Source organism: Mycobacterium sp. ELW1 (assembly GCF_008329905.1).
Lineage (GTDB): Bacteria > Actinomycetota > Actinomycetes > Mycobacteriales > Mycobacteriaceae > Mycobacterium.
Genome location: NZ_CP032155.1, coordinates 4,709,687 through 4,730,431, shown reverse-complemented (window position 1 = coordinate 4,730,431; position 20,745 = coordinate 4,709,687). Strand labels below are relative to the sequence as shown.

General features: G+C 66.8%; 17 protein-coding genes, 1 pseudogene and 1 riboswitch. Of the genes and pseudogenes, 8 read left to right on the top strand and 10 right to left on the bottom strand.

What is annotated here, in order from left to right; genetic code table 11:
• The first annotated feature begins 26 nt into the window (after positions 1 to 26).
• From D3H54_RS22510 to D3H54_RS22500, 3 genes are read left to right on the top strand one after another with little or no spacing between them, the layout of a single operon-like run.
• Positions 27 to 1,565, top strand: coding sequence for a sodium:solute symporter family protein (locus tag D3H54_RS22510; protein ID WP_149381317.1), 1,539 nt, complete (start codon positions 27 to 29; stop codon positions 1,563 to 1,565).
• 27 nt (positions 1,566 to 1,592) lie between these two features.
• Positions 1,593 to 1,934: a hypothetical protein gene (locus tag D3H54_RS22505; RefSeq protein ID WP_149381316.1), complete on the top strand. Its 342-nt coding sequence runs from the start codon at positions 1,593 to 1,595 to the stop codon at positions 1,932 to 1,934.
• The gene (locus tag D3H54_RS22500; protein ID WP_149381314.1) at positions 1,931 to 3,250 is read left to right on the top strand and encodes an LLM class flavin-dependent oxidoreductase; all 1,320 of its coding nucleotides are present in this window, start codon (positions 1,931 to 1,933) and stop codon (positions 3,248 to 3,250) included. Before D3H54_RS22505 ends, D3H54_RS22500 begins: the two co-directional genes overlap by 4 nt.
• Positions 3,251 to 3,270: 20 nt before the next feature.
• Here the strand turns inward: D3H54_RS22500 and D3H54_RS22495 are convergent, their stop codons facing one another.
• From D3H54_RS22495 to D3H54_RS22480, 4 genes are all read right to left on the bottom strand, one after another.
• Entirely contained in the window at positions 3,271 to 3,729 is a 459-nt protein-coding gene (locus D3H54_RS22495) for a hypothetical protein (protein ID WP_149381311.1), read from the bottom strand.
• 91 nt (positions 3,730 to 3,820) lie between these two features.
• A complete protein-coding gene (locus D3H54_RS22490) occupies positions 3,821 to 4,276 on the bottom strand; it encodes an MPT63 family protein (protein WP_149381309.1) in 456 nt (151 codons plus the stop codon).
• A 93-nt stretch (positions 4,277 to 4,369) separates the two neighbouring features.
• Positions 4,370 to 6,946: an ATP-binding cassette domain-containing protein gene (locus tag D3H54_RS22485; protein WP_149381306.1), complete on the bottom strand. Its 2,577-nt coding sequence runs from the start codon at positions 6,944 to 6,946 to the stop codon at positions 4,370 to 4,372.
• A 37-nt stretch (positions 6,947 to 6,983) separates the two neighbouring features.
• Positions 6,984 to 8,183, bottom strand: coding sequence for an NADH:flavin oxidoreductase (locus tag D3H54_RS22480; protein ID WP_149381304.1), 1,200 nt, complete (start codon positions 8,181 to 8,183; stop codon positions 6,984 to 6,986).
• Between the two features lie 68 nt (positions 8,184 to 8,251).
• Here D3H54_RS22480 and D3H54_RS22475 point away from each other — a divergent pair, with 68 nt between their 5' ends.
• From D3H54_RS22475 to D3H54_RS22460, 4 genes are read left to right on the top strand one after another with little or no spacing between them, the layout of a single operon-like run.
• Complete coding sequence (locus D3H54_RS22475; protein ID WP_149381302.1) at positions 8,252 to 9,100, top strand: bifunctional methylenetetrahydrofolate dehydrogenase/methenyltetrahydrofolate cyclohydrolase; 849 nt, start codon at positions 8,252 to 8,254, stop codon at positions 9,098 to 9,100.
• A 20-nt stretch (positions 9,101 to 9,120) separates the two neighbouring features.
• Entirely contained in the window at positions 9,121 to 9,426 is a 306-nt protein-coding gene (locus D3H54_RS22470) for a DUF3017 domain-containing protein (protein WP_149383685.1), read from the top strand.
• Positions 9,427 to 9,485: 59 nt separating this feature from the next.
• A complete protein-coding gene (locus D3H54_RS22465) occupies positions 9,486 to 10,100 on the top strand; it encodes a TetR/AcrR family transcriptional regulator (RefSeq protein WP_286198975.1) in 615 nt (204 codons plus the stop codon).
• Positions 10,093 to 11,604: an FAD-dependent monooxygenase gene (locus tag D3H54_RS22460; protein ID WP_149381298.1), complete on the top strand. Its 1,512-nt coding sequence runs from the start codon at positions 10,093 to 10,095 to the stop codon at positions 11,602 to 11,604. Before D3H54_RS22465 ends, D3H54_RS22460 begins: the two co-directional genes overlap by 8 nt.
• Here D3H54_RS22460 and D3H54_RS22455 read toward each other — a convergent pair.
• From D3H54_RS22455 to D3H54_RS22435, 5 genes and pseudogenes are all read right to left on the bottom strand, one after another.
• Positions 11,601 to 12,767: a sensor domain-containing diguanylate cyclase gene (locus tag D3H54_RS22455; protein WP_149381295.1), complete on the bottom strand. Its 1,167-nt coding sequence runs from the start codon at positions 12,765 to 12,767 to the stop codon at positions 11,601 to 11,603. The genes D3H54_RS22460 and D3H54_RS22455 overlap by 4 nt on opposite strands.
• Entirely contained in the window at positions 12,760 to 13,929 is a 1,170-nt protein-coding gene (locus D3H54_RS22450; protein WP_149381293.1) for a GGDEF domain-containing protein, read from the bottom strand. The genes D3H54_RS22455 and D3H54_RS22450 overlap by 8 nt, the downstream gene beginning before the upstream one ends.
• Positions 13,930 to 13,940: 11 nt before the next feature.
• Complete coding sequence (locus D3H54_RS22445) at positions 13,941 to 14,675, bottom strand: class I SAM-dependent methyltransferase (RefSeq protein ID WP_149381291.1); 735 nt, start codon at positions 14,673 to 14,675, stop codon at positions 13,941 to 13,943.
• Complete coding sequence (metX, locus tag D3H54_RS22440) at positions 14,672 to 15,811, bottom strand: homoserine O-acetyltransferase MetX (RefSeq protein WP_149381289.1); 1,140 nt, start codon at positions 15,809 to 15,811, stop codon at positions 14,672 to 14,674. The genes D3H54_RS22445 and metX overlap by 4 nt, the downstream gene beginning before the upstream one ends.
• 11 nt (positions 15,812 to 15,822) lie before the next feature.
• Positions 15,823 to 17,173: pseudogene (locus tag D3H54_RS22435) on the bottom strand (bifunctional o-acetylhomoserine/o-acetylserine sulfhydrylase).
• Positions 17,174 to 17,217: 44 nt separating this feature from the next.
• Positions 17,218 to 17,337, bottom strand: a riboswitch (SAM riboswitch).
• Positions 17,338 to 17,514: 177 nt separating this feature from the next.
• Between D3H54_RS22435 and D3H54_RS22430 the strand changes: the two are divergent.
• Positions 17,515 to 19,740 carry an NADP-dependent isocitrate dehydrogenase gene (locus tag D3H54_RS22430; protein ID WP_149381286.1) on the top strand — a complete coding sequence of 742 codons (2,226 nt, stop codon included), beginning with the start codon at positions 17,515 to 17,517 and terminating at the stop codon, positions 19,738 to 19,740.
• Here D3H54_RS22430 and D3H54_RS22425 read toward each other — a convergent pair.
• Complete coding sequence (locus tag D3H54_RS22425; RefSeq protein ID WP_149381284.1) at positions 19,737 to 20,726, bottom strand: IS481 family transposase; 990 nt, start codon at positions 20,724 to 20,726, stop codon at positions 19,737 to 19,739. The genes D3H54_RS22430 and D3H54_RS22425 overlap by 4 nt on opposite strands.
• Positions 20,727 to 20,745 lie beyond the last annotated feature (19 nt).

Here is a 20,745-nt window from a genome sequence, read left to right as displayed (position 1 = left end):
ATCTCACCCACACAAGGAGACCGGCCGTGCCGCACCTCGAATTCATCCAGCAGTCAGGCGCATTGGGATATGCGCTGCTGTTGGGCCCGGGCATCGTCCTGTTGCTCATCGCCCTCGCCGTGAAGGGCGCCGTCAAAACCACGCACAACTTCGTCATCTCCGGCCGGCTGCTCGGCTTCGGATTCGGGGTGGCGTCGCTCATCTCGGTGTGGACATGGTCGATGGCGGTGATGCTGTCGTCAGCCCAGGCCTACACCTGGGGTACCTCGGGCCTGGTGTGGTTCATCGTGCCCAACGGCCTCGCCGTGATCATCATGGTGCCCTTCGCGTTGAAGCTGCGTCAGAAGATGCCGTCCGGATACACACTCGCGGAATTCATCCGCGCGCGGTTCCAGAACACGGTCAGCAGTGTGGCGACCCTGGTGTTCCTGATCGGTGCACTGCTCGGCGTCATCATGATCAACCTCGCCGGGCTGGTGCTCGTGATGAACAAGATCTTCGGTCTCACCCCGATCGGCATCGTCATCACCGGCATCGTCGTCGTCACCGTGTATTCGTACTTCGGCGGGCTGACCACGTCCGCGGTCACGGGAACATTGAACACGCTGCTGCTCGGCGTCGGCTCGTCGGTGGTGGTGCTGTTCGCCTTGGCCAAGGCCGGCAGCGCCGAGCTCATCTTCACCAAGGTGGAGGCGCTCGGCGACCAGCACCTGAACCCCTTCAATCCGGTCACGGCGGCGAGCTTCGGTCTGGCGCTGGCGCTCGGACTCTTGACGAACGTCATTGCCGATCAGTCATTCTGGCAACGTGTGTGGGCGATCCGGCCGAAGGACCTCGGCCGGAGCTTCCTGTGGGCGGGCGTGTGGTTCTACCCGATTCCGCTGGCGCTGGGTCTGCTCGGCTTCATCGGTGTCGCCTACGGCGTCACACCGGACCAGCTGGGTTCACTGGGTGCGGGAGCGGTCGGCCCGCACGTCATCGCCAGCCTCGGCCTGCCGGTGTTCATCGTCGCGCTGTACACGCTCGTGGTCGTCAACGCATGCTTCGCGGCCATCGACGGTGCCCTCTCGGGCGTGACGTCACTGGTCGCGGTCGACATCGTCCACCGGTACTGGCCGAAGGTGTCCGAGCGCAGGCTGCTCACGATCACCAAGACCAGCATGATCGTCGCGGCGGCGATCGCCGGTGGCGTGGTGCTGACCGGTATCGACTACGTGAATCTCGTTACCACGGTGTACTTCTACGGCACCAGCCTGCTCATCCCGGTGACGCTCAGCATCTTCTGGTCCCGCATGACCGGCAGTGGCTACGTCGCGGGTGTGCTCGCGGGCATCGCGGTCGGCGGTCCGCTGCGGGAGACCCTCGGGCCGACCTACGGACCGCTGTTCGGAATCATCGGGTTGATCGCCGCGTCGGCCATCGTTTCGGTGGTGGTGAGCTTGCGCGCCAACACCCGCTTCGACTTCGGCAGCCTCGCCGAAGGCAAGGGGGCCCTGCTGGAGCGCGACACCGCACCCGCGGCCACCGAGAAGCCCGGTGACCCCGTCATCGCCGGCCAGCAGTAACCACCGAAGCACCCGAAAGGCATTGCAGTGACTCTTTTTTACCTCGGCGCCGGCATCGGCTTGGTGCTCGCCGTCATCTATCTGATCGTCGGTACCTTGAGCTTCCTGCGGATCCGGCGGGAGCTGGCAGCCGGGACGAGCGTCGACGCATTCGATGAGGAGCTCGACTCCTCGGAAGTCGCACTGGTTCCCGGCTTCACGTGGAAAGCCACCGTCGCGGTCCTCACATCGCTGGTCTTGTTGATCATCGCGTCCTACAGCGGTGCGTTCTGGTACGTGCTCGCCTTCAGCGGCCTCGGCACCGCCGCCGCGGTGATCGTGGCGTTCATCCTCGAGTTGCGCGGTGACCGTGCGGGGGCGGCCTTGTGACGAAGAAGAAAGCGCATCTGCTCGGGTTTGTGCAGCACGGCGTGATGAACCACGCCTCCACGATGTGGGCGCACCCGCGCGACAAGGTCGGCTACCACTGGTCGCGGCCGGAGTACTGGCGCGATCTCGGAAGGACCATGGAGCGTGGCCTTTTCGACGCGATGTTCATCGCCGACGAACTCGCGCCGTACACCACCTACAAGGGCAACTCGGATCCGGTGGTGAAGTTCGCGGGTCAGTGTCCGGTGCACGAGCCCGCCAGCGTCGTCCCGATTGTCGGGGCGTTCACCAAGAACCTCGGCATCGGTATCACCCTGTCGACATCCTTTGTGCCGCCGTACATGATGGCCCGTCAGCTCTCGACGCTGGATCACCTGACCGGTGGCCGGGTCGGCTGGAACATCGTGACGTCCTACTCCAAGAGCGAGTTCCAGGCGATGGGCAAAGAGAACCTGACGCCGCGTGACAAGCGCTACGAGGTGGTCGAGGAGTACATGCAGCTGCTGTATCAGCTGTGGGATTCCTGGGACGACGACGCGATCGTCTACGACCGGGAGAACGGCATCTTCGCCGACCCGGCCAAAGTCCGCGAAGTCGACTTCCGGGGTGAGTTCTTCCAATCCAAGGGCCGCCACTTCGTCGCGCCATCGCCGCAGAAGCGGCCGGTGCTGTGGCAGGCCGGATCCTCGGACCAGGGTCGCGAATTCGCGGCCAAACATGCCGAATCCGTGTTCGGCATCTTCCCGACGCCCAAGAGCATGCGGGCCTACGCCGACGACATCCGCACCCGGGCCAGTGATGCGGGTCGCGACCCCGAGTCGGTGAAGCTGATCTACGGTCTGCAGACCATCATCGACCGGGCCAAGGGCCGCGCGAACGACCGCTACGCCGAGTTCGTCGAGAAGGTCCAGATCGAGAGTGCGCTCGGAATCCTCTCTGGCCACACCGGTTTCGACTTCTCCACACTCGGCCTCGACGACAACGTGGTCGACGCCGACGTGCAGGGCATCCGCGGGTTGTTCGACGCGATCCTGGAAGCAAAGGACGGCGCCCCGGTGACGGTGCGCGAAGCCGCGCAGATCTACGGCGTCTCGATGGGTGCGCCGGTGGCGGTCGGCACGCCGTCCGACGTCGCCGATCAGATGGAGCAGTACCTCGACGAGGGCGGCTGCAACGGCTTCATGATGCTGGCCACCGACACCCCGGGATGCTTCAACGACATGACCGAGCTGCTGGTGCCGGAGCTGCAGCGTCGCGGCCGCTTCCGCACCCGTTACCCCGGGACCACCCTGCGAGAGAGCCTTCAGGAGTACTGAGCGTCCTCCTGCCGGCCCGGTCAACAGTCGTTGCCTGCTCGCAAGAGAACATTCTTCAAGCGTGGTGCCGGCACGGCGTGGACGTTGTAGCCGGGATTGTCGTCAGCCCAGGCGATTTCGGAGCAGTCGCGAAACCCGGCAGCGGTGTCGGCCGCGCTGTCTGAGTGTCTTTCCACCCATCCGTCGAGCGAACTCTTGCAGCCCACGAGGTTCACGTCACCGAATTTGACGGCCGAGGCAGGTGGCCCGGTCGAGCCATCGGCACTGGGCGGGTGGCTGGTTTTGTGCCACTCGATGAGGTTGCGCACGGGCGCGAAATGGCATGGCTGTCCGGAGCCCGGCGCGCCGGGCGTCGTTTGCACAACCGCGCTCGGCGTGGCCACCGGGCTCGGTGACGGCGCCTCGGGCTGGGACCCGCTGCACGATGTGAGCACGAGAGATGCGACACCCGCCACCAGGGTCGACGAGATGCGCAGCATGCACCGGAGTCTACGGACAGCCGTCAGGGACTGCAGACCCGCCGCCAACTATCGATCAACTCGATTACGTGGGTGAGTGATTCGCGCCGGGCTACTTCCAGACCAGCAGATCCTCGACCCCGTTGTTGTAGACCACCGAGGTCGGCGCGGGCCCGGTGACGTCGAAATACAGCTTGCCCCACGATGTGTCACCCTGCTGCAGTGTCGCGCCGCTGATTCCCTGCGGCGTGGCGGCCTGCCACAGCACGGGGTAGTTGGCGCCATTGGCGCGCGCGTTGAAGTCCGGGATGATCGGCGTGACGGTGCCCTTGGCGGCGCGCACCTTGGCCGTCGCCTCCCACAGCTTGCCCGCCAGTGGATAGCCGGGGATGGTGTCTGTGCTGGGCTTCAGGTCGGTGATCTTCCAGATCGTGATCACCTGGCCGCCGTTGTCGACGAGGTGGTTCCACCCGCCGAACTTGTCGACACTGGGGTCGGCCGCCGCGACGGGGGCCAGCACGACCGACAGGCTCACTGCTGCGGCCAGCGCCGCCGCTTTCATCCTCATGCGCGGCACGCTATGGACGCTGGATGAACAGCAGTCAACCGCGACACGAACTTCAGTTGCGCTGCATCTCAACGGAAGCTGGCCTACCGGACGTCACGCGCCCTTCAGCCGGATCTTCCACCGCACCAGCGACAGATACCCGATGCACAGCACGCCGAGCATCCCCATGTCGAACCACCACGCCGACGCGGTGTGCTCCCAGTGCCGGTCCTTCGGCGTCAGCGGTCCCGGCACCAACTTGATCAGGTCGACCGTGGAGGCCGACGCCGCGAAGCCCCAGCGCGCCGGGGTGAACCAGGACAGCTGATCGAGCACCAGGCGTCCGGTCACCGGGATCATGCCGCCGGAGAACACCAGCTGGCTCATGACCGCGACCACCAGCAGCGGCATGATCTGCTCGTTGGACTTGGCCAGCGCCGACAGTGCGAGGCCCACCATCGCCGCGGTCACCGTCGTCGCCGCCATCACCACGAACAGTTCCAGCGTCGGGCTCAGGAACGTCAGCGATCCCTGCGTCGGACCGCCCTTGCCGGCAATCGTGATCGCCGTGACGATGGTCGACTGCACGATCGCGAACACCGCGTAGATGCAGACCTTCGCCAGCAGGTACGCCGTCGTCGACAGCCCGACGGCTTGCTCTCTTCGGAAGATCGGGCGTTCACCGATCAGGTCGCGCACCGTCAGCGCGGTGCCCATGAAGATCGCGCCGACATTGAGCAGCACCAGGATCTGGCCGGGTTCGTTGGGCGCATCACCCATCGGATTGGGTACGCCGAAGCCGACGGTGCCGGGCACCGACAGCGACAGCACACCCATGATGAACGGCAGCAGCGCCAGGAACGCGAAGTAGCCCCGGTCCGAGATGATCAGCCGCATCTGGCGACGCGCGATCGTGGAGAACTGGCGCAGCAAGCTGGTGTGCGTCGGCTCGCCCATGTTCGACGGCGTCTCGACCGGCGGCGGTGGGGGAGTAGGCCCGGTCTGCTGGAGGTAGCGCTGATAGGCGCCGTCGGGATCGCCGGCGACCGAGCTGAAGATGTCGGCCCAGTTGGTGGTGCCCATCGCCGGTCCGATCTGGCTGGGCGGACCGCAGAACGCCGTCTTGCCGCCGGGCGCCAGCAGCAGCACCTGGTCGCACACGTCGAGGTAGGTCAGCGAGTGGGTGACCACCAACACCACGCGGCCGGCGTCGGCCAGCTGGCGCAGCATCGTCATGACCTGGCGGTCCAGCGCCGGGTCCAGGCCGGACGTCGGCTCGTCGAGGATCAGCAGCGACGGGCCGGTCAGCAGCTCGAGCGCCACCGAGGCGCGCTTGCGCTGACCGCCGGAGAGCTTGTCCACCCGGGTGTTCTGGTGCTGGGTCATCTCCAGCTCGGCGAGCACCTGGGCCACCACCTGCTGGCGGTCTTCCTTGGTGGTGTCCGGCGGCAGCCGCAGTTCCGCGGCGTACATCAGCGCCTGGTTCACGGTCAGCTGGCCGTGCACCACGTCGTCCTGCGGCACCATGCCGATCCGGGATCGCAGCGAGGCATACTCGGCGTGAATGTTGTGACCCTCGAAAGTGACTGTGCCACTTGTCGGATGGGTGTAGCCGGCGACCAGTCGCGCGAACGTCGACTTGCCCGCGCCGGACGGGCCGATCACCGCGGTCAGTGTGCCGGGGCGCGCGGTCAGCGAGATGTTGTCCAGCAACGTCTTGTTGTGCTCGATCGTCCATGTCACCGCGCGGACGTCCAGACCGCCGGTGGCGGTGGCCGCCGACGTCTCGGTGCGCCGGGCCAGCGTGCCGCCGGCAAAGACGAGGTCGATGTTGCCGATCGTGACGGTGTCGCCCTCGTTCAGCATCGCGGTGTCGACCCGGCTGCCGTTGACGAACGTGCCGTTGATGCTGCGGTTGTCGACGATCTCCGTGCCGCCCGGTGTCGGGATCAGCGTGGCGTGATGGCGCGACGCCAGTACGTCGGGGATGACGATGTCGTTGTCGGTCGCGCGACCGATCTTGATCCCGCCCGGCGGCACCTCGCTGGGTGCGCCCGGGCGCAGGATCTTCAGCATCGACGTCGCGAGATTCGACGACGGCTGCGCGGGCTTGCCGACGGCGGGACGCATCTGGGTGGGTGCCGCCGCCTGCTGATGGCCGACCGGCCCCGTCGCGGCAGGCGGGTGGTAGGTCGGCTGCGCCCGCGAGCCGCTGGTCGGATACACCGGCGGCTGGTGGGTCGGCTGGGCTTGCGACGGCGGAGGCTGCCACTGCCCGGCGGTCGGCACACCCCGGCTCGGGTTGGCCGGCCACGACGGCGACGACGGCGGGACCGACATGCGCACCGACGACGTCTGCGGCGGGCGTCCCACCGAGCCCTGATGGCGGCCGAGGCCGAAGCTCATCGGTGGCCCATCGGGATTGCCGACGTTGACGGTCAGGCCGTCACTGATGTCGACCGACGGCACCCGGCGGCCGTTGACGAACATGCCGTTCAGGGAGCCGTTGTCGATGGCCATCCATCGGCCGTGGTCGAAACGGAGCACCAGATGGGCGCGGGAGATCAAGGGGTGGGCGATTCGCACGTCAGCACGGAGGTCGCGGCCAACCACGACATCGTGCCCTGCGGCGAAAGTACGCTCCGACCCGTCGTACCGAACTGTCAGATCGGGCGCGGCTGGTCGAGTCATCGAGACCAACTCTATCGGTAGTGGCGCCGTCTTCCCGTCATGCCGGACCGCCCGTCACGACACAAAGGGTCCGCGAGTAGATGGTCGGCATGCATTTGTTGCAGTGCGTGCACAGCGACTTCACCGAGTGCGCGTCCCCGTCGGCCTGGATGCGATTGAGCAGATCGGGCTCGGCCAGCAACGCGCGGCCCATCGCCACGAACTCGAAACCCGCGGCCATCGCGCGGTCCATGCTCTCGCGGTTGGTGATGCCGCCGAGCAGGATCAGCGGCATGGTCAGCTCTTTGCGGAACTGCTCGGCATCGCGCAGCAGGTACGTCTCCCGGTAGGGGTATTCCCGCATGAACTTCTTGCCGGTCATCCGCATGCCCCAGTTCAGCGGCCATTTCTGCGCTGCGGCGAACTCCTTGACCGGGGCGTCGCCGCGGAACAGGTACATGGGGTTGAGCAGTGAGCTGCCCGCGGTGAGTTCGATCGCGTCCAGGCCGCCGTCTTCCTCCAGCCACTTGGCGGTCTGCAGCGACTCCTCGATCTGGATCGAGCCGCGCACTCCGTCGGCCATGTTGAGCTTGGCGGTCACCGCAATCGGGGCCGGGCCCAGGCGCTCGACCTCACGGCGCACGGCCATCACGATGCCGCGGGCGACCTTGGCCCGGTTCTCCAGCGACCCGCCGAACTCGTCGGTGCGCCGGTTGATCATCGGGGACAGGAACGAGCTGGCCAGATAGTTGTGGCCGAGGTGGATCTCGACGGCGTCGAATCCGGAGTCGATGGCGAACCGGGCTGCCGAGGCGTGCGCGGCGATGACGTTGTTGATGTCGTCACGGGTGGCGTGCTTGGCGAACTTCATCGACAGCGGGTTGAAGAACCGAACCGGGGCCAGCGCCGCGGCCTTGTTCGAGCGGGCATTAGCGACCGGGCCGGCGTGCCCGATCTGCGCGCTGATCGCCGCACCCTCGGCGTGCACGGCGTCGGCGAGCCTGCGCAGGCCGGGCACCGCTTCCGGACGCATCCAGATCTGTCCGCCGTTGGTGCGCCCGCCCTGGCTCACCGCGGTGTAGGCGACGGTCGTCATGCCGATGCCGCCGGCGGCGATCGCCCGGTGGAACGCGATCAGGTCATCGGAGACGACGTCGTCGGGGGTTCGCGCCTCGAACGTGGCCGACTTGATGGTCCGGTTGCGCAGCGTGATGGGGCCGAGCGTGGCCGGGCTGAACACATCGGGCGCATCGTTCATAACCGCAGCTGACCACGCCCTGAACAGTGCTGTCAACGATGGCGTTCGGTCAATGGAACAATACGGTCGTGGTCGCTATCAGCCTGGACGGCAAGCTCACCCGTGACGAGATCTTCGTCGATCTCAAAGACCGTGTGGCGGCGCTGACCGCCGCGGGACGTACCCCGGGACTGGGCACCGTCCTGGTCGGCGACGACCCCGGTTCGCACGCGTATGTGAAGGGCAAGCACTCCGACTGCGCGAAGGTCGGCATCACCTCGATCCGCCGGGATCTGCCCGCCGACGTGAGCCAGGCCCAGCTCGACGACACCCTCGACGAGCTCAACGCCAACCCCGAGTGCACCGGCTACATCGTGCAGCTGCCGCTGCCGCGCCATCTCGACGAGAACGCCGCGCTGGAACGGGTCGACCCGGACAAGGACGCCGACGGCCTGCACCCGACCAACCTGGGCCGCCTGGTGCTCGGCAAGGCCGCGCCGCTGCCCTGCACGCCGCGCGGCATCGTGCACCTGCTGCGCCGCTTCGACGTGCCGATCGCCGGCGCGCACGTGGTGGTCATCGGCCGTGGTGTGACGGTCGGTCGCCCGCTGGGCCTACTCCTCACCCGTCGTAGCGAGAACGCGACAGTGACGTTGTGCCACACCGGAACTCGTGATCTTCCTGAGTTGACCCGGCAGGCCGACATCATCATCGCCGCGGTCGGTGTGCCGCACATGCTGACCGCCGACATGGTGCGGCCGGGTGCAGCCGTCGTCGACGTGGGCGTGAGCCGGGTGGAGGGCAAGCTCACCGGAGACGTCCATCCCGACGTCTGGGAGGTGGCCGGCCATGTGTCGCCCAATCCCGGCGGGGTCGGTCCGCTGACCCGGGCATTTCTGCTGACCAACGTCGTCGAACTGGCCGAAGCGGCCCCGTGACGGCTCGCGCGAGGCGCCGACTGCCGACCCGTGCGGAGGCCGTCGCCTTCACCGGGCGGGTCGTGCGCTCGCAGTGGCCGATCCTCGGTGTGGGGCTGATCTTCGTGGTCGCCTTCGTGCTGGTGGCGGCCGGATTCTGGCGCCGAGGCTCACTGCTGATCGGCATCGCGGTGGGGGTGGCGGCCGCGCTGCGGTTGGTGCTGTCCGAGGAGCGGGCGGGCCTGTTGGTGGTGCGCTCCCGCGGCGTCGACTTCGCGACGATGACGACGGTGTGCGTGATCATGGTGTACGTGGCCTCGACGATCGACCCGCTGGGGACGTCGTAGACAAACTTGCCTGACAGGCAATCTTGCACGGTATGCAAGTTTGGGCGTACGGTAGCGGTGTGACCGAAGGACTGCGCGAACGCAAGAAGGCCGACACCCGCAGGGCGCTCAGCGACGCCGCGCTGCACCTGGTCTTCGAGCGCGGGCTGGACAACGTCACCCGCGAGGCCATCGCGGAGCGCGCCGGGGTGTCCCTGCGCACGTTCAACAATTACTTCGCCGGTAAATACGAGGCGATCGCCTACCGCCAGATCGAGCGAATGCGCCGCAGCCTGAGCACCTTTCGTTCGTGGCCCGTCGACGAGCCGCTGTGGACGGCGATCGCCGAGTCGGTGCTCGAGCCGTTGCTCGCCGAGATGGGCGAGGACTTCGCGCCTACGCGTGCACAACTGGATCAGCTCGTCGAGCTGACCATGGCCAACGAGGTGCGTAATGCGCTGGCCGACAACCTGATGGCCGAATGGATCGAGGCGATCGCCGAGCGCACCGGGACCGACCCGGTGCGCGACATGTATCCGCGCCTCGTGGCCGCCAGCATCCGTGCCGTCGCCGAAGCCGCCATGGACACCTACATCGCCGCCGACCCGCCCGTTCCGATCGTCGGCCTGATGCGCCGGGGCTTCGCCGATGTCGTTGCGGGCCTTCCCGAACCGAAGAGGAATCATCATGACTGAAAACCACGACGTCGTCATCTCCGGCGCCGGACCCAACGGCCTGATGTTGGCGTGTGAACTGGCCCTGGCCGGCATCACCCCCGTCGTCCTCGACGCCCTGCCCGCTGCCGGCGACGAGCCCAAGGCCAACGGCCTTGTCGGACAGGTGGTCCGGATGCTCGATATGCGCGGGCTGTACTCCGCGTTCACCGGTGAGGACAGGCCGCAGGCGCTGCCGGGATGGATGTTCTCCGGGATGCAGCTGACCTATCCCGACCCGTCCACCAGCCCCATGTACGCGATGATGATGCCGCAGCCCCGGCTGGTCCGGCTGCTGGAGAAGCGTGCCCGCGACCTCGGTGTCGATCTGCGGTGGGGGCACGAACTGACCGGGCTCCGGCCGGGTGAGGACGGTGTCGCGCTGAGCGTCGCCACCGCCGACGGTGTCTACGACCTGAGCGCCGGTTACCTCGTGGGGGCCGACGGCGGCCGAAGTCTGGTGCGCAAGAGCGTCGGCATCGACTTCCCCGGCACCACGTCGGAGACCGTCGCGCGGCTGGCCCAGGTAGACGTGCCCGACGAGCTTCGCGCACCCGACGGTGGCTTGAACATTCCCGGGATAGGGCACATCCCGTTCGGGCACAACAGGTTTGACAGAGGTATGGTACTGGCCGGCAGCCTTCAGCCGGGTGTGCTGCTGGTGGGAACCCGGGAGGAGGGCCGCGCCGACGAGGATGGTCCGCTGACATTGGCCGAACTGAGGGCCAGCCTTCAGCGGATCTTGGGCGTCGATGTGCCACTGGAGGAGCCACGCGGTCCGGGCCCGCACGCGAAGCGCCGGATCGACGGCCAGAACACCAGGCAGGCCGAGCATTACCGGGCCGGACGCGTCCTGCTGCTCGGCGACGCCGCCCACGTGCACTCGGCGATGGGTGGTCCCGGGCTGAACCTCGGTCTGCAGGACGCGGTGAACCTCGGCTGGAAGCTGGCCGCCGACGTCAACGGCTGGGCGCCGCCCGGACTGCTCGACAGCTATGAAACCGAGCGCCATCCGGTGGGCCGCCGCGTCATGATGCATTCGATGGCTCAGAGCGCGCTGATGGCCTCGGGCCCCGAAGTGGCCGAACTGCGTGCGCTTTTCACCGAGCTGATCGCCATTCCCGAGGTCACCCAACACCTGGGGCGGCTGCTCGCCGGCTCGGACGTGCGTTACGACGTCGGTGACGACCACCCGCTGTCCGGTCACCTCGTGCCGGACCTGACGCTCGACGACGGGCGGCCGGTGGCGGGCCTGCTGCACGAGGCGCGACCGGTGCTGCTGGATCTGTGCGGTGGTGCCGCCGCAGCGGCCGCGCAAAGCTGGGCTGACCGCGTCGACATCGTTGAAACGCAACTCACCGGCGGCCCCGCCGCTCTTCTCATCCGGCCGGACGGTTATGTAGCCTGGGCCGCAGACGATTTCGAGCTCGCCGATGGGAAGAAACTCCAGGCGGCGTTGGGGCGCTGGTTCGGGGCGGCCGGCTAAAACGGGTCGCGGCCGCGGGACTTCTCCCGGTACATCAGCTGATCCACCCGGTTGAGCAGATCGGAAACGCTGTGGTCGTGTTCGCCGGCGCTCGCCAATCCGATGCTCAGGCTCACCGCACACGGGCACCCGTCGCCGACGCCAAGGGCGTTGACACGTAATCGAATTCGCTCGACCACGGATGCCGCATGGGAATCGTCGACGTCGACCAGTCCAACGCAGAACTCGTCGCCGCCGAGACGGGCGGCGAAGTCGTCGTCCCGGGTTTCCTCCTGAAGCGCGTGGCCGATCGCGATCAGCACGCTGTCGCCGGCGGCGTGTCCGAACGAGTCGTTGATGGTTTTGAAATCGTTGACGTCGAGCACGAGCAGGCTCAGACGTCCTTCGCGTCGACCCACACGCAGCAGTTCGGTTTCGGCACGCTCCATGAGGCCGCGCCGGTTCATCAACGATGTCAGGGGGTCGGTTCGGGCCAGGAGCTCGAGCTGCCATTGCAGTTCTTTGAGTCCGGTGATGTCGTGCGATGTGCTGAGCACGGTGTGGAATGCGCCGTCGGGCCTGAACTCGGGAACGACCCGGGTCAGGAAGTGGCGGGGTCCGTGCATGGTGGGCAGCACGTCCTCCTGTTCGGCGGGCTCCCCGGTGTCGAATACCTTGTCGACCAACGGTTCCCAGACCTCGACCAACTGCTGGGGCAAGCCGATCTCGCGCTTGCTCCTGCCGATCATCTGCTGAGGGGAGAGCCCGGTGAAGCTTTCGATCGTCGGATTGATGTACACGTGTCGATGGTTGCGATCAAGTCGCGCAACGATATCGGGCAACGCCTCGACCGTGGTGAAGAAGGTGTCGTTGTCGCGCTGCGCGACCGTCGAGAAACGCAGGATCCCCACGCAGCGGGTCGGCGGCTCGTCGAGTGCCTGTAGTACGCAGTGCACGTCGGGCAGGCCGGCAAGGGGTGCCACCGCATGCGAGCTGCGGGATCCGGGCCATGCCGCCGGCAATTGCGCCAGCATCCCGGGTTCGTCGAGCGATCCGGTGCGCGAGTCGACTGCGGCTGTGAACGCCGTTGTGCGGTCTACGATCTCGATCCGTTCTCCGGCACGGTGACAGAGGAAGGCGGGTACATCCGCCGCGGTCAGCCATGCCAGCGCGTCATCACCCACGGCGACCGCCGAGCTTCGACTGATACATCAATGCATCGACCTGGGAGAGCAGGTCCAGCGCCGTGACGTCGTCGTCTGCGACGGCGACACCGATGCTCACGCTCACCCCGATCGGCGTGCCGTCCTGACCCTCGATACCGCTGATCTGTCGGCGAATCCGATCTGCCGCCGCACGCGCATCCTCGGCACAGGTATCGATCAGCGCGATGCAGAACTCGTCGCCGCCCAGTCGCGCGACCACGTCGTGCGGACGGGTTTCCGCCAGCAAGATTCGCCCGACGGCCTCCAGCACCCGGTCGCCGGCGACATGCCCGAACCTGTCGTTGATGTCCTTGAAGTGATCGAGGTCGAGCATGAGCAGGCTGAAGCCCGCCTGCCCCGTGCGGACGCGAGCCAGTTCGACGTCCAGCCGGTCGGTGAAACTGCGACGGTTCAGCAGCGACGTGAGCGGGTCGGTGCGGGCGAGGTGTTCGAGCTGATGCTGGAGCCGTCTCACTTCGCTGACATCGCGGATCACCGCCATGATGGCGCTGACCTCACCACTGTGATCGAACTCGGGGGTCGCCCGGCCGAGGTAGTGGCACAGACCGGCGGGCCCGGTGTAGGCGAATTCAAGCTCCACCGGCGCGCCGGTGTCCACCACTCGGGAGTACCACGCCTCGAATTCCGCTGCGAGTTCGGCCGGTGCAACCATCTCGGCCAGGGTCCTGCCGAATCGCGCCTCGGCCGGAACGCCGGTGGCCGCACCCAACGCGGGATTGGCGTACAGACATCGATATTCGCGCGTGTAGCGGGTGACGATGTCGGGCAGGTTCTCCACGATCGTCGAGAACGCGTTGTTGGGCGGGCGGAGCGTGTCCGACAGCCGCAGAATTGCGAGATAGTCGTCGTCCGCGCCGTCGGTCGGCTGCAGGACGCACCGCCAGGTCGAGGCGTCGGCCGCCACCTCGAACGGTTCGCTGCCCGGCACCGTCGGCCACCGCGCAGTCAGTTGGGACAGCAGGGTTCGTTCGTCGAGGGTGCCGCTGAGTGTCTGCATGGTGCCGACGAATTCCGGTGTGCGCGAGACGATGACGATCCCGTCCGCGTCGCGCCGACAGTGGAACGCCGCCAACCCCGCTGCGCCCAGCGTGGACAGCCATTGGTCGGCGGACACCCCCATGGCCGCCAACCTTAATCGCCGAGCGTCGCCCGCAAGCACACAGTGATGTACGGAAGTGCCAGCCCGGTCGAGTTCGCCAGCGCGGGGTGGGTGGCCAGCAACTCGCGAACCTCCGCGAGCGTCTGGCTGCGCACCGCCGCAGGCTGCGTGATGCAGTAGCTGCGCGATGCCACCAGGTCGATCAGGGCCTGCGGTGTCAGATAACTCGTCCACTCGACGCGATGATGCTCGACGTCGACGAATGGCTCGGGCACTGTGGTGGTGTCGTTGAACTGGGCGTTCTCGTGGCCGATGATGCGCCCGAGGTCTTTGACCCAGCCCAGGCGTTCGTCGCGGGCGTTCCACACCAACCCGAGCCGCCCGCCCGGCCGCAGTACCCGGGCCACTTCGGCGACGGCCTGCTCCGGGTCGAACCAATGCCAGGCCTGCGCAACCAGAACCGCGTCGACGCTATTGTCCGGCAACGGGATCTGCTCGGCAGTGCCCAGCAGCGCCGGGGTGTCGGGCAGTGCCGAGCTGAGCAACTCGAGCATCTCGGCCAACGGATCGACGGCCACCACATTCAGGCCGCGCTCGACCAGTCGGGTGGTCAGCTTGCCGGTGCCGGCACCCAGGTCCAGCACATCGCTCGCACCGGGTGGCAGCAGCCAGTCGATGGCCTCCGGCGGATACGACGGGCGGCCCCGCTCGTAGGCGGCGGCCTCGGACCCGAAGGACAGGGAGCGTTCGCGCTGCGACTCCGTCACGGCGTGCGGAAACTGTTGCCGTCGGCCAGGTCGAGGGTCCGGCGGATGAGCTCGCCCACCGCGTCCGTCTCGACGAGGAAGCCGTCGTGCCCGTACATCGACTCGACGACGTTGAGCCCCGAGCAGTTCGGCAGCAATCCGGCCAGCTCCTGCTGCAGCCGCAGCGGGTAGAGCCGGTCCGAGGTGATCCCGCCGACCACCGTCGGCACCGGGCACGAGCCCAGCGCCGCGGCCACACCACCGCGTCCGCGCCCGACATCGTGATTCGACAGCGTCTCGGTCAGCGTCACGTAGCTGCCCGCGTCGAACCGGTTGACCAGCTTGGCCCCCTGGTACTCCAGGTAGCTCTGCACGGCGTACCGGCCGCCGGCCAGCGTGTCCTCGTCGTCCTGGGCGGCATTGCCGAACCGGTTGTCCAACTCCACCTCACCGCGGTAGGTGAGGTGGGCGAACCGGCGGGCCAGTTGCAGCCCGACGTCGGGGTGGCGGCCGGTGCCGTGATAGTCGCCGCCCTGCCAGTTCGGATCGGCCTTGATCGCCGCAATCTGCGTGCTCTGCGTGCCGATCTGGTCGGCGGTCGCCCGGGCCCCGACGGCCAGCACCAGCGCCGCCCGCACCCGGTCGGGATAGCCGACCATCCATTCCAGCGCTCTGGCGCCGCCCATCGACCCGCCGACCAGCGCCGCGACCTCGGTGATGCCGAGTGCGGCCAACGCGGCCACATCGGCATTGACCTGGTCGCGGACCGTGATGATCGGGAATCGCGAACCCCACGGTTTGCCGTCGCGGGCCAGCGAGCTGGGCCCGGTCGATCCGCGGCAGCCGCCCAGGACATTGGTGGCCACCGCGCACCAGCGGGTGGTGTCGATCGGGGCGCCGGGGCCCGCAACACCGTCCCACCAGCCGGGGGTGGGGTGGCCGGGGCCGGCAGGCCCGGTCAGATGCGAGTCGCCGGTCAGCGCATGCAGCGCGACGACGACGTTGTCCCGGTCGGGGGAGAGCTCGCCCCAGCGCTGCACCGCGATCGACACGTGCTCGAGCACCTCGCCGCTTTCCAGCGTCAGCGGGCCGATGTCGACGACGCCGATCTCACCTTCGGCGGGCAGCGTCACTGTGCGCTCATCAGAGAGGGTCATGTCGGGCTCACTCAAAGGGCCGCCACGGCCCGCGGGTCCGAGGCATCCGCCGACACGGACTTGGCGGCGGCGAAGCCGCGCTCCAGGTCGGCCAGGATGTCGTCGATGCCCTCGAGGCCGACGGCCAGTCGCACCAGACCAGGGGTGACGCCGGTGGCCAACTGCTCCTCGGCGGACAGCTGCTGATGAGTGGTCGACGCCGGGTGGATCACCAGCGAACGCACGTCGCCGATATTGGCGACGTGGCTGTGCAGCGTCAGGGCGTTGACGAACGCCTTCCCGGCCTCGACGCCGCCGGCCAGCTCGAAGGCCAGCACCGCGCCGGTCCCCTTGGGCGCCAGCTTCTTTGCGCGCTCGTACCACGGGGGAGGTCGGCAGCCCGGCGTAGTTGACCGACACCACGTCGGAGTGCCCGGCCAGGTATTCGGCCACCTTCAGCGCGTTGGACACGTGGCGTTCGATCCGCAGGCTGAGCGTCTCCAGGCCCTGCGCGATCAGGAAGGCATTGAACGGCGACCCCGCCGAGCCGAGGTCGCGCAGCAGCTGAACGCGCGCCTTCAGTGCGTAGGCGGGCGGTCCGAGCTCGGCGAACACCACGCCGTGATAGCTCGGATCCGGGGTGGTGAAGCCGGGGAACTTACCGCTGGTCCAGTCGAACTTGCCGCTGTCGACGATCACCCCGGCGATGGCCGTGCCGTGGCCGCCGAGGTATTTGGTCGCCGAGTGCACGACGATGTCGGCGCCGTGGGCGATCGGCTGAATCAGGTAAGGCGTGGCGATGGTGTTGTCCACGATCAGCGGAACGCCGTTGTCGTGCGCCACCTTCGACACCGCCGGGATGTCGAGCACATCTATTTGAGGGTTGGAGATCGTCTCGCCGAAGAAGGCCTTCGTGTTGGGCCGGATCGCCGCCTGCCAGGACTCCGGGTCGTCGGGGTCGGTCACGAACGTGGTTTCGATGCCCAGCTTCGGCAGCGTGTAGTGCAGCAGGTTGTAGGTGCCGCCGTAGAGCCTCGGGGAGGAGACGACGTGATCGCCGGCGCCGGCGATATTCAGGATCGCGAACGTCTCCGCCGCCTGCCCGGACGACAGGAACAGGGCGGCCACGCCACCTTCGAGGGCGGCGATGCGCTGCTCGACGGTGTCCTGGGTCGGATTCATGATCCGGGTGTAGATGTTGCCCGGCTCGGCCAGCCCGAACAGCGCGGCGGCGTGGTCGGTGTTGTCGAACGTGTACGACGTGGTGGCGTAGATCGGCAGTGCCCGGGCGTGCGTCGCGGCGTCGGGGGTTTGGCCGGCGTGGATCTGCTTGGTCTCGAAGGACCAGTTCGCGGTCGGATCCTCGGTGTCTGACGTGCTCATATGAAAAACGAACCTCCATCTGTTCTGGGGGCCCGTTCTGAGCGGACCCGCGCTTGCCGTGCAGCTACGTGCAGCTGCTCAACCTGGTCTTCACCCGGAGCACCCCACCGCGGTTGGAGGGTTGCCGGCCAGCGAGCCGGGGCTTGACGCTGGCGCTCATGACCGAGTCAAAGCATAGCGGACCTTCGTAACGGGAGGCCAGCGGGATTATTGGCGCCGTCGGGTACGACTGTGACGCAGACCTCTCAACAGATACGACGACGGCGGTCACGTAGGTTCAGAAGCGACGCGATACTGATAGCCGCCAAAGCACCTGACTGACCGCCCGGGAGACAACAGCAATGAGCGCCGAGAACCCGACCATCATCTACACGCTCACCGATGAGGCGCCGCTGCTGGCGACGTACGCGTTCTTGCCGGTGTTGCGCACGTTCGTCGAGGCGGCCGGCATCGACGTCAAGACCAGCGACATCTCGGTGGCCGCGCGCATCCTGGCCGAGTTCAGCGACCGGCTGACCGACGAGCAGAAGGTGCCGGACAATCTGGCCGAACTCGGCGAGCTGACCCAGGACCCGAGCGCCAACATCATCAAGCTGCCCAACATCAGCGCCTCGGTACCGCAGCTGATCGCCGCGATCAAAGAGCTCAAGTCCAAGGGCTACGACCTCCCCGACTTCCCGGGCGATCCGAAGACCGACGAGGAAAAAGAGATCCGCCAGCGCTACGGCAAGATCCTCGGTAGCGCAGTGAATCCGGTTCTGCGCGAAGGCAACTCAGACCGTCGCGCGCCCAAGGCGGTCAAGGAGTACGCCAAGAAGCACCCGCACAGCATGGGCCAGTGGTCGCAGGCGTCGCGCACCCACGTGGCGACCATGAAGACCGGCGACTTCTACCACGGCGAGAAGTCGATGACGCTGGACAAGGACCGCACCGTGAAGATGGTGCTGACGCCCAAGACCGGTGACCCGATCGTGCTCAAGCCCGAGGTCAAGCTCGACGAGGGCGACGTCATCGACAGCATGTTCATGAGCAAGAAGGCGCTGATCGACTTCTACGAGAAGGAGATCGAGGACGCGTACAAGACGGGCGTGATGTTCTCGCTGCACGTCAAGGCCACCATGATGAAGGTGTCGCACCCCATCGTGTTCGGCCACGCGGTGAAGGTCTTCTACAAGGACGCATTCGCCAAGCACGGCAAGCTGTTCGACGAGCTCGGCGTCAACGTCAACAACGGGCTCTCCGACCTTTACGACAAGATCGAATCCCTGCCCGCTTCGCAGCGCGAAGAGATCATCGAAGACCTGCACAAGTGCCACGAGCACCGGCCGGAGCTGGCGATGGTGGACTCGGCGAAGGGCATCTCGAACTTCCACTCGCCGTCCGACGTGATCGTCGACGCCTCGATGCCCGCGATGATCCGGCTCGGCGGCAAGATGTACGGCGCCGACGGCCGCACCAAGGACACCAAGGCCGTCAACCCGGAGTCGACGTTCTCCCGGATGTACCAGGAGATGATCAACTTCTGTAAGACCCACGGCCAGTTCGATCCGACCACGATGGGCACCGTTCCCAACGTCGGTCTGATGGCGCAGAAGGCCGAGGAGTACGGCAGCCACGACAAGACCTTCGAGATCCCGGTCGACGGCGTCGCCGACATCGTCGACGTCGACACCGGCGAGGTTCTGCTGTCGTGGGACGTCGAAGAGGGCGACATCTGGCGCATGCCGATCGTCAAGGACGCGCCCATCCGCGACTGGGTCAAGCTGGCCGTGAACCGGGCCAGGCTGTCCGGGATGACGACGGTGTTCTGGCTGGACGACGAACGTCCGCACGAGAACGAGCTGCGCAAGAAGGTGAAGGCCTACCTCAAGGAGGAGGACACCGAGGGCCTGGACATCACGATCCTGCCGCAGGTGTGGGCCATGCGGTACACCCTCGAGCGGGTGATCCGTGGGCAGGACACCATCGCTGCCACCGGCAACATCCTGCGTGACTACCTCACCGACCTGTTCCCGATCCTGGAGCTCGGCACCAGCGCCAAGATGCTGTCGATCGTGCCGCTGATGGCCGGCGGCGGGCTGTACGAGACCGGTGCCGGTGGGTCGGCTCCCAAGCACGTCAGCCAGCTGGTGGAGGAGAACCACCTGCGCTGGGATTCGCTCGGTGAGTTCCTGGCGATCGGCGCCAGCCTCGAGGATCTGGGCAACAAGTTCGGCAACGCCAAGGCCAAGGTGCTGGCGACCACGCTGGACACCGCGGTCGGAGAGTTGTTGGACGCCAACAAGAATCCGTCGCGCAAGGCAGGCGAACTGGACAACCGTGGTAGCCAGTTCTACCTCGCGCTGTACTGGGCGCAGGCACTTGCCGAGCAGACCGAGGACAAGGAACTGGCCGAGCATTTCGCGCCGCTCGCCAAGACCCTCGCCGAGAACGAGGACACCATCATCGCCGAACTGGCCGAGGTGCAGGGCCAAGCCGTCGACATCGGCGGCTACTACTACCCGGACCGGGACAAGACCACTTCGGTGATGCGGCCGAGCAAGACCTTCAACTCGGCGCTCAGCTAGCTGTACTGACCTGAGAGGTTAGGTACGCGGGCGGCGGGTGGTTGGCCGCCGAGTGCGGTGTGGCCGCGGTGGTAATTGTAGGTGTGCAGCCAGGTGATGAACTCGTCGCAGCGTTCGGTGTCGCTGCGGTAGAGCCGGGCGTAGGCCCATTCTTCGGCCAGCGTGCGGTGGAACCGCTCTACTTTGCCATTTGTCTGTGGCCGATAGGGCCGGGTTCGGCGATGCTCGATGGTGCCCAGTGCGTCCCGGAAGGGATGTGATCGATAGCATGATCCATTGTCGGTCAACACTTTTCGAACGTTGATGCCATGTTGGGCGAACCAGGTGTTGGCTCGTAGCCAGAAGGCGGCGGCCGTGTCTTTGCGTTCATCGCTGAGTATCTCGCTGTAGGCCAGCCGGGAATAGCCGTCGATTGCGGTGTGCAGGAAGTGATAGCCGCGTACCGGTTGTCGACGTTTGTTGGTCTGTCCACTGCTTTTGTCGGCTTGGTGATTGCGGTTACCCACCGAGCGACCCAGCATCCGCCAGCCGCCGCCGGCAGGAATTTTGCCCAGCTTCTTGACGTCGATGTGGACCATTTCGCCGCACTCGGCGGGTTGCATGCGTCGGATCACGCAGCCAGTGCCGCGGTCCAGCCAGCGCAGTTTGGCCATGCCGTAACGAGTGAGGACCCGGTGCACCGTCGAGGGGTGCAGGCCCAGCAGATAACCGATGCGCGCCGGTCCCCAACGGCGAATGACACGCACCTTGATGATGCGCCGCTCGGTACGTGTTGGAGTCTGATTGGGGCAGCGGTGAGGCCGTGAGCTGCGGTCGACCATGCCGGCCGGACCATATTCGCGGTAGCGGCTCGCCCAGCGACTGGCGGTAGTCACTGCTACCTGGAATCGGTCAGCAGCGCGTCGAAGACTCCAACCGTCCTCGACGACGCAACGGGCCAGTCGCAGGCGTCCGGTTTCAGACAACGGGGCGTTACGGTGGGACACGAAGACCTCCGAGATGAGT